This window comes from Microseira wollei NIES-4236 (genome assembly GCF_020521235.1).
Classification (GTDB): Bacteria; Cyanobacteriota; Cyanobacteriia; order Cyanobacteriales; family Aerosakkonemataceae; genus Microseira; species Microseira wollei.
Genome location: NZ_BLAY01000063.1, coordinates 39,952 through 48,931, shown reverse-complemented (window position 1 = coordinate 48,931; position 8,980 = coordinate 39,952). Strand labels below are relative to the sequence as shown.

Here is an 8,980-nt window from a genome sequence, read left to right as displayed (position 1 = left end):
TGTTGGCGGTAGGGGCACGGCAATTAAGATCTTTCCGGAAAAGAAGATGTGCTGCTGCCGTGCCCCTGCATGTGGTGGGTGTTGGCGGTAGGGGCACGGCAATTAAGATCTTTCCGGAAAAGAAGATGTGCTGCTGCCGTGCCCCTGCATGTGGTGGGTGTTGGTGTTCAGGAATTGCCATCGCGCAATTTGTTGTTAATATCAGTGGTGCCAAAAGGTCAGACTGATTTTTATGCCAAAACCTAAACAGTCTCAGGGGTGTCGTCGGATGCTGCGGCGCACTTTTTTATTTTTGATCGGTATAGCGATCGCTCAAATTTTAGGCGACTTTTTCTCCATCCCAAAAAACCGCGACAATTTTTTCAAACTCGTGGGTCAATTATGGCAGAAGGTACTCGCTTATGCATCCACTCTACGATCGAATCAAACACCTCAACCTCTGCCTAGCACGCCAGTTATACAACCTCGCGAAACTCCTATTGTCAGCGTTACACCCACCCCTAGCACACCAGTTATACAACCTCGCGAAACTCCTGTTGTCAGCGTTACACCCACCCCTAGCACACCAGTTATAAAACCCAGGGAAACTCCTCAACCTAGCATCACACCGACTCCAACTTCATCGCCGTTAAAACGTTCTGCCAAAAAAGCACAACCCGTGCCAGTAACTCGAAACACTATCGCTGGGGTAAGTTTTTATCAAACCACAATTGACCTCACCGATCCGGAAGTTTTTCTCACCATCGGGTTAGCTAATAATGCCAATATAGCCAACAATCCCAAAGTCACAAAAGGCGATGAACCTTTTGAAAATATTGTAGCACGATACCGCGCCGCCGTTATTGCCAACGGCACATTTTTTGGTAAAGATGCTCAAAAATCGGTGCTGGGAAATATGGTGGCAGCGGGCAGATTTCTCAAATACAGTCGCTGGGAAAACTATGGGACGACTTTGGGAATCAAAGCAGGAAATCAATTGGAAATGATTACCGCCCGCTTGTCAGGTCAACCTGATTGGAGTCAATATTGGTTTTCTCTTACTTGCGGGCCAAGATTAGTTAAACAGGGAAAAATTTCCCTCTCGCCCTTATCAGAAGGATTTAAAGATTCTCACGTTTTGGGCGTGGGCGCGCGGACGGCGATTGGATTTCCTGAGTCTAGAGATAAGTTATTTCTGGTTACTTTTCTCCGCAGTTTGTCTTTAGAACAAGAAGCAAAAATTCTGCAGGAAATTGGTTGTGTGGAAGCGATGAATTTAGACGGAGGTGCTTCAGTCGCTTTAGCACATCAAGGACGAATTTTGATGTCACCCGGACGGAACTTGACGAACGTGCTTGTGCTTTACGACACCAACTATCCTGCCCCAGAAGAGTTGAAAATATCTTGGAAACGCTTCCAAAATGGCGCGCGCCCCTCACCTGTTGAGGCTGATTTTTATGACTAAGCTACCTGACCGCTCTAAAATGACTTATCTCTTCTTTTCTCTTCACCCCGGTTCGTGCGCCTGGAGCGGTGCCGTACTCTGCTCGAAGAGAGCACCCTACATTTACTACATTTACTACCCAGAAAATAACTTTACAGAAAATTCATATACAGTGTTTTCTGGATTACATGCATTGATTTTGTATTAATGGTAACTTTTTAACCAAAGCAAATTTCAGTGAAATTACCTGAACTACAGGTAAAGACCAGGTTAAGAAGACAGAGAAATTTCCCATTTTTCCGGAATTTCTCGGTTCATTCTGGGAAATTTAAACCAGAAAGAACGCTTTAGCAAGTACAGGAGTTGACCAATCACCTTTGTTTCTTGCTGCGTCACAGAAACAAAGGTGATTTGCCTAAGTCCTGAAGTAGTAAATCGTCTTTTGGTGAATACCTATGGCTCCTTGGAACCTGGTTGGAGTTCAAATTCTGCTGCATTTTCTGCTTTTACCTTTTTTGCTTTTTACCACAAGTGAGGTTTTCGCAATGCCAGCAATTAACCTGAGTAACCCTTACTCTCAAGAATTTAACTTGTTAGGCAATTCAGGCACTAGCAATCCTTGGATTGATGATTCTACAATCGGGGGTTGGTATGCAAACAGAACGACTTATGCTGCTGGAACTGGTTCTAGCAATACAGGCGCACTCTACAGTTTTGGGAGTGTTTCTAGCGATCGCGGATTAGGTTCTGTAGTATCCGGCGGGACGGGTACTGTTTTGTGGGGCGTTCGTTTTGTTAACAATACAGCGAATACCATTTCCTCGCTCAATATCGGTTATGTAGGAGAACAGTGGCGGACTGCCGGTAGCGTCACTACGAGTCCCAGCGTCGCCCAAAAGTTAGATTTTCAATATCAAATTGGCGCGAGTAGCTTAACAAGTGGAACCTGGATTGATTTCGCTCCTTTGGATTTTACCAGTCCGACTTTTGGCACAACTTCTCCAAGTGCCTTAGATGGAAATGCCGCAGCGAATCGCAGGAATTTATCGGCAAGTTTAAGCGGTTTATCGATTGCACCGGGACAAGAAATTTGGTTGCGTTGGTCGGATAGTAACGATGCCAATAACGACCACGGTTTAGCAATTGATGACTTTAGTATTTCGGCAGGTTTTGCGATTCCGGCGGGGATAACAATTACCCAATCTGGCGGTAGCACCGATGTGAACGAACAAGGGGAAACGAGCGATACTTATACCATCGCTCTCAATACCGTACCTGCGGGTGCAGTGAATATGGCGATCGCATCAGACGCACAAACCCTAATCAGCAGCGATGGGGTAACCTTTTCCAATTCCATCAATCTCAGCTTTACTGATACCACGCCGCAAACAATTACCGTTAAAGCTGTTAACGATACTGCGATAGAAAGTTCTCCTCACACGGGCGTCATCACTCACACCATCACCAGTAGTGCTGACTCCGCCTATTCCAATACCCTCACCCCAATACCCAATCTCAGCGTTAACATCACCGACAACGATACCGCCCCAGCTATTCGCATCCGCGATATTCAAGGAACTGCCCATCGTTCTCCCCTAGAAGGTCAAACTGTTAGCAATGTTGGGGGTATAGTCACGGCGTTGCGCTCGAATGGTTTTTACCTGCAAGACCCCAATCCGGATAATAATGATGCCACCGCGGAAGGGATTTTTGTCTTCACTGCCTCAGCACCTACTGTTAGCGTGGGCGACTCGGTTCGCGTCAACGGTAAGGTAAGCGAGTTCCGTCCGGGGGGTACTGGCGGCATCAACAATCTCACCATTACTCAAATTACCAACCCGACTATCGAAAAGCTTTCTAGCGGCAACCCCTTGCCTGCTGTTACTATTATCGGCATCAACGGTCGCCCGATTCCTAACCAAATTATCGATAACGATGCGGTAGGTGGCACTGTGGAAAATCCCGCCACCTTGTTTGACCCCGCGCAAGATGGCATCGACTTCTACGAAAGCTTAGAAGGGATGTTGGTAGGGGTAAATAATGCCGTTGTTGTTGGTCCGACTAACGATTTTGGCGAAATTCCGGTTCTGGCAGACAATGGGGTAAATGCGGGCGAACGCACGGCGCGGGGTGGCATCCGCATTCAACCGGGGGACTTTAATCCAGAACGGATTATTATTGACGATGCGATCGTTTCCCACCCGCCGCAAGTAAATGTGGGAGATACTTTCAACAATTTAATTACAGGTGTAATCGATTACAGCTTTGGCAACTTCAAGCTACTCAACACCGCCCCCCTGCCGACGGTAACTTCCGGTGGTTTGACCCCAGAAACAACCGCACTGATAGGTACGCAAGACCAGCTAACCGTTGCTACCTTCAACGTGGAAAACCTCGACCCCAGCGATGGTAGCGTTAAGTTTAACCGCCTTGCCAGTGCTATAGTCAACAATCTCAAATCACCCGACGTTATTAGCTTAGAGGAAATACAAGATAACAACGGCGCTACTAACGACTCGGTTGTCGATGCTAGCGTTACCTACCAAACGTTGATTAATGCGATCGCCACCGCTGGAGGACCAACCTATGAATACCGCCAAATTAACCCTGTAGACGACCAAGATGGCGGTGAACCGGGGGGCAATATCCGCGTCGGTTTCCTATTCAATCCCAACCGCGTTAGTTTTGTAGACCGTCCCAGCGGCACTTCTACCTCAAGCACCACCGTTAATAATGTGGGTGGCGACCCCCAACTCTCTGCTAGTCCCGGTCGCATCGACCCCACAAACTCAGCTTTCAACGCCAGTCGCAAACCCCTGGTCGGCGAATTTCTGTTCAACGGGAATCGGGTATTTGTTATCGGCAACCACTTTAACTCTAAAGGCGGCGACCAACCATTATTTGGACGCTTCCAACCGCCAACGCTAACTAGCGAAGCACAGCGCAATCAACAAGCGACAATTGTCAAAGACTTTGTTCAGAGTATTTTGGCGGTTGACCCGAATGCCAACGTTATCGTAGCGGGTGACTTGAATGATTTTGAATGCTCCAATCCCCTGAATATTCTTAAAAGTGCCGGACTCAATAACCCGAGCGAAACCCTGCCTGTTAATGACCGCTACACCTACAATTTTGATGGCAATTCTCAGACGCTGGATTATATTCTATCGAGCCAGAATTTATTAAATCGGCTCGATGGTTTTGATGTGGTTCACATCAACTCGGAATTTGCCGATCAAGTAAGCGACCACGACCCCTTGGTTGCCCGCTTTAACCTGCCGATTTTGATTAATGGTACGCCCAACGCCGATAATTTGGTCGGTACGAACCGGAATGAAATTATCAATGGTCAAGGCGGTAATGACTTCATTTCTGGTCAAGGCGGTAACGATTCTATTAACGGCGGTGCGGGCAACAACGACCGGATGTTTGGCGGGGATGGCAACGATACGATTGCAGATCCGGATGGTATTTTAGGCGCTCATGGTGGCACGGGTAACGATACAATTAACGTGACTTTTGCCCCAACTTGGGATAACAATACTAACCCTAACGATGCGCCCCGTTCTGATGGCAAAATTACCGGCGGTTACGGGAATGATGATATTACCGTCACGATGAATGATTCCCGCTTCTTTATTAATTTAAAGGGCGACGAACCAGTCAATCAGATTAGCAACGACCCCCGCGAGGGTAATGATGTTATTACCTTGCTGGGAAGTTATGGGAATTCGGTCGTTGATTTAGGCGGTGGAAATGACCGTTTTAATGGTGGGAATGGCAGCGATAATGTTTCCGGTAGCGGCGGCGATGATATCATAAATGGCGGTGCAGGTGGCGAACGCATCAGCGGCGACGCGGGTAATGATACGCTGACAGGGGGTACAGGTAGCGATCGCTTCGTCCTAGCAACTGGCAAAGGCACCGACCTGATTGCAGATTTCACCGATAATGAAGACCGCATCGAGTTATCCGCAGGTTTGTCCTTTGCACAGATTGGCGTCACTCAAGGTACGGGTGTCAACGCCAGCGATACTTTAATTAAGCTAATGGCAAATAATGAATTGCTGGCAATTTTGAGCGGGGTAAATTCTAGTAATATCACCGCCGCTGACTTTGTTTCTGTTTGACGATTGCTAATTGCTAATTGCTAATTGCTAATTGCTAATTGCTAATGGTTTTTTTCCGATTAGCAATTAGCGATTAGCGCGAGCTGAGAATTGCTGCTGATTTTAAAGCTAGCAGCAATTTTTTTGGTGCTATATCGACTGCTTACACTCTCCTTCTCCCTTCTTCTCCCTCCTTCTCCTCTTCTTGGTCTCCTACTCAACGAGTGCGCCTCTGAAAGCGTCTATGGCTTCTTGGCGGTTAGTTAAAAAAGCGGATTCCGTATAACTTCCTAAAAAAATTTCCCTCTGCCTCTTCCCCATAGATTAGAGACTTGACCTTAATAAAATTTTTATTTATAACGTAAACAATACCTGCCGCAGACCTTAGCGAGGGATGGAAAACCTGAAGGAGTAAGCTACCACGATGTCGAGCGGATCGCTAAAAAAAGTTTTTGCTAGAGTTGCAGGAGGTGTGCCCCTAAAAACTGTCTTAATGGTTCCCTTCGTTGTACAGACTACCATAACCGTGGGGCTGGTGGGTTATCTTTCCTTCAAAAATGGGCAGCAGACGGTGAATAACCTGGCGCATGAGTTGATGATTCAGGTGAGCGATCGCATCGACCAACACCTCAAATCTTACACTGCTCTTCCCCAACAAATTGTCCAACTCGTTGCCGATGACTTGGAATTAGGAAAAATTCATCTATATTCTCCAAATTTGCAGAATTTAGACGCTGATTTTCTCAAGCGCATTCAAGTGTTTAATTCGGTTAGTTTTATTTATGCCGGTAACGAACAAGGCAAGTTTATCGGTGCGGTTCCGGTGAGGAAAGATGGTCAACTCTCCTACATTATAGAAGTCACCGACGGCACAACCAATAAAAATTATGTTTCTTACGCGTTAAAAGAAAGCGAAGCCAAATATCGCCGTCAAGCAGAAAACGTGCCTTCCTTTGTCTATCGCTTCGTACTGCATTCCGATGGGATTCAAGAATTCACCTACGTCAGTCCAGGGGTGCGCGAACTTTACGAATATGAAGCCGAAATCATTGCCAAAAATCCCCAATTGCCTTGGCAAGTTACCCATCCCGAAGATGTAGCTTCCCTCAAGGAAACCATTCTAATTTCGGCACAAACTTTACAACCTTGGAAATGGGAAGGTCGAATTATTCCGCCTTCTGGTCGCCTCAAATGGGTACAAGGAATCTCCCGCCCCGAAAAACAGCCCCTAGGCGATATCATCTGGGATGGCGTCATCATCGACATTACAGAACGCAAACAGGCAGAACAACTCATAGAAGAATATCAGCGCACCCTAGAAACCCAAGTAAAACAACGCACCGCCCAACTCGCCCAAGAAATTACCGAACGCAAACAAATCGAAGCCGCACTGGTAGAAAGCGAAGCGCGATATCGCGGTATTTTAGAAGATCAGACCGAACTGATTGCCCGATTTAAGCCAGATGGCACCCTAACTTTTGTCAATCAAGCTTTCTGTCGATATTTTGGACTAACGCGGGAAGAATTGATCGGGTATCATTACGAACCCGTTATTTTTGAACAAGACCGCGAACATGTGGCGCGTCTAGTAAATTCCATCAGCAGATAAAATCCCGTAGTCACGATTGAAAATCGGGTAATTAGTCAGGAGCAATTGCGTTGGACTCAGTGGATCAACCGGGCTATATTTGATGATGCTGGATGTATTGTTGAATATCAAGCCGTCGGACGGGATATCACCGATCTTAAAAAGGCAGAATCAGAACTGCGACAAGCAAAAGAAGCAGCCGCAGCAGCAAACCATGCTAAAAGTAGGTTTTTAGCCAATATGAGTCACGAACTCAGGACGCCACTAAACGCGATTTTAGGATTTGCACAACTGCTAAAGCACGACTCAAATCTCAATCCGCAACAAAAAGAAAATATCCGCATTATCAGCCGCAGCGGCGAACACTTGCTGGGTTTAATCAACGACGTTCTCGACTTATCGAAAATCGCAGCCGCATGCATCGTACTGAACGAAACCGACTTCGATCTGGTCGAGATGCTGGCTGAGTTAAAGGAAATGTTTCAAGTTAAAGCCAAGGCAAAAAGCTTGCAGTTAGAGTTTAACTTGGCTCCCCAAGTTCCTCAGTTTATCAGAAGCGATCGCCTCAAACTCCGCCAAGTTTTAATCAACCCAATCGACAAGGGCATTAAATTTACCAATGAGGGGAAAGTTTCGCTTACCGTCACTCGGATTGACAAACCAGAAAATGACTTAAATCTGCTATTTTCCGTCAGGGATACTGGAGTCGGAATTGGCGAGAATGAAATGCAACATCTATTCATCCCGTTCGGACAAACTAAAGCCGGAATTGCTACAGCTAAAGGCACGGGTTTGGGTTTAACTATTAGTCGCAAATACATCCAACTTTTAGGCGGCGATATCGCTGTCAAATCTCAACTAGGACAGGGAGCAACCTTCCAATTTGAGATTAAAGTTATCCCCGTTAACCCCACAGCCATCGGGAATCGACAAATAAGCCGCCGCGTTATCGCTCTAGCCCCAAACCAACCCCGCTATCGAATTTTAGTCGTTGATGATAGCGTACGCAACCGTCAGCTGCTGGTGCAGTTACTTGCCCCCGTTGGGTTTGAAGTTCTAGAAGCGACAAACGGTGAAGCAGCGATTAAAATGTGGGAAACCTTTCAACCCCATCTGATTTGGATGGATATGAAAATGCCCGCGATCGACGGTTATCAAGCCACCCAACGAATTAAAGCCACAGCCAAAGGTTTTGCCACAACAATTATTGCCATCACCGCCAGTGCTTTTGAGTCAGAAAAACTCGCTATGTTATCGGCAGGATGCGATGATATTATTTGTAAGCCCGTGTCAGAAAAGGTTATCTTTGAAAAACTAGCCGAATATTTAGGAGCGAGCTTTATTGAAGAAGCCAACACAACCATTGCGTCGGGTGAGTCTAATTATAATCTAAATTTAGCTTCTATGCAAGCATTGCCAAAGTCATGGTTGACTGAATTAGAACAAGCAAGTTTAACGCAAGATCGGGTAGCGTTAGAGCAATTGATTTTAAGGATACAGCCGCAAGAAACAGCACTGGCAGAGGCACTAAAAAAGAAAATTGAAAAATTGGAATACCCAAAGATTTTAAAGGCAATTGAAAACGCCAAAGGAGGCAAGAAAACTCAACCAAACCTGTCGAGGTATCCGGCCAACGAATGGCAATCGACCCTCAAACTTCCCGAGGGATGGGCCGGGGAAATGAAACAAGCAATTAGTCTGGCAGATTTGAATTTAATCGAAGATATAATTAAGCAAATTCAGGCAGAAAATCCGGCATTCGCTCAAATTATTCAGGGGCATCTCGATGAGTTTGATTACAAGAATATTTTGGCAATAATTGCCGATATCTCACCGCAAGAACCCTTAGCCGAAAAATAA

At 46.2% G+C, this 8,980-nt stretch carries 4 protein-coding genes; all 4 read left to right on the top strand.

The window, feature by feature from the left end; all coding sequences use genetic code 11:
* Positions 1-232 precede the first annotated feature (232 nt).
* The 4 genes from MiSe_RS20930 (at position 233) to MiSe_RS20915 (ending at position 8,980) form a co-directional block, all read left to right on the top strand.
* On the top strand, positions 233-1,444 hold the full coding sequence (locus MiSe_RS20930) for a phosphodiester glycosidase family protein (RefSeq protein WP_226584592.1): 1,212 nt from the start codon (positions 233-235) through the stop codon (positions 1,442-1,444).
* A gap of 524 nt (positions 1,445-1,968) precedes the next feature.
* The gene (locus MiSe_RS20925) at positions 1,969-5,553 is read left to right on the top strand and encodes a DUF8508 domain-containing protein (protein ID WP_226584589.1); all 3,585 of its coding nucleotides are present in this window, start codon (positions 1,969-1,971) and stop codon (positions 5,551-5,553) included.
* Positions 5,554-6,004: 451 nt separating this feature from the next.
* Positions 6,005-7,141, top strand: coding sequence for a PAS domain-containing protein (locus tag MiSe_RS20920; RefSeq protein WP_226584586.1), 1,137 nt, complete (start codon positions 6,005-6,007; stop codon positions 7,139-7,141).
* Positions 7,142-7,186: 45 nt separating this feature from the next.
* Positions 7,187-8,980, top strand: a complete 1,794-nt coding sequence (locus MiSe_RS20915; RefSeq protein WP_226584583.1) for a response regulator — start codon at positions 7,187-7,189, stop codon at positions 8,978-8,980.

What these genes read in the sequence shown, in the direction of transcription:
- MiSe_RS20930 (WP_226584592.1), top strand. Translation starts at nt 233, where the DNA reads ATGCCAAAACCTAAACAGTCTCAGGGGTGTCGTCGGATGCTGCGGCGC.
- MiSe_RS20925 (WP_226584589.1), top strand. Translation starts at nt 1,969, where the DNA reads ATGCCAGCAATTAACCTGAGTAACCCTTACTCTCAAGAATTTAACTTG.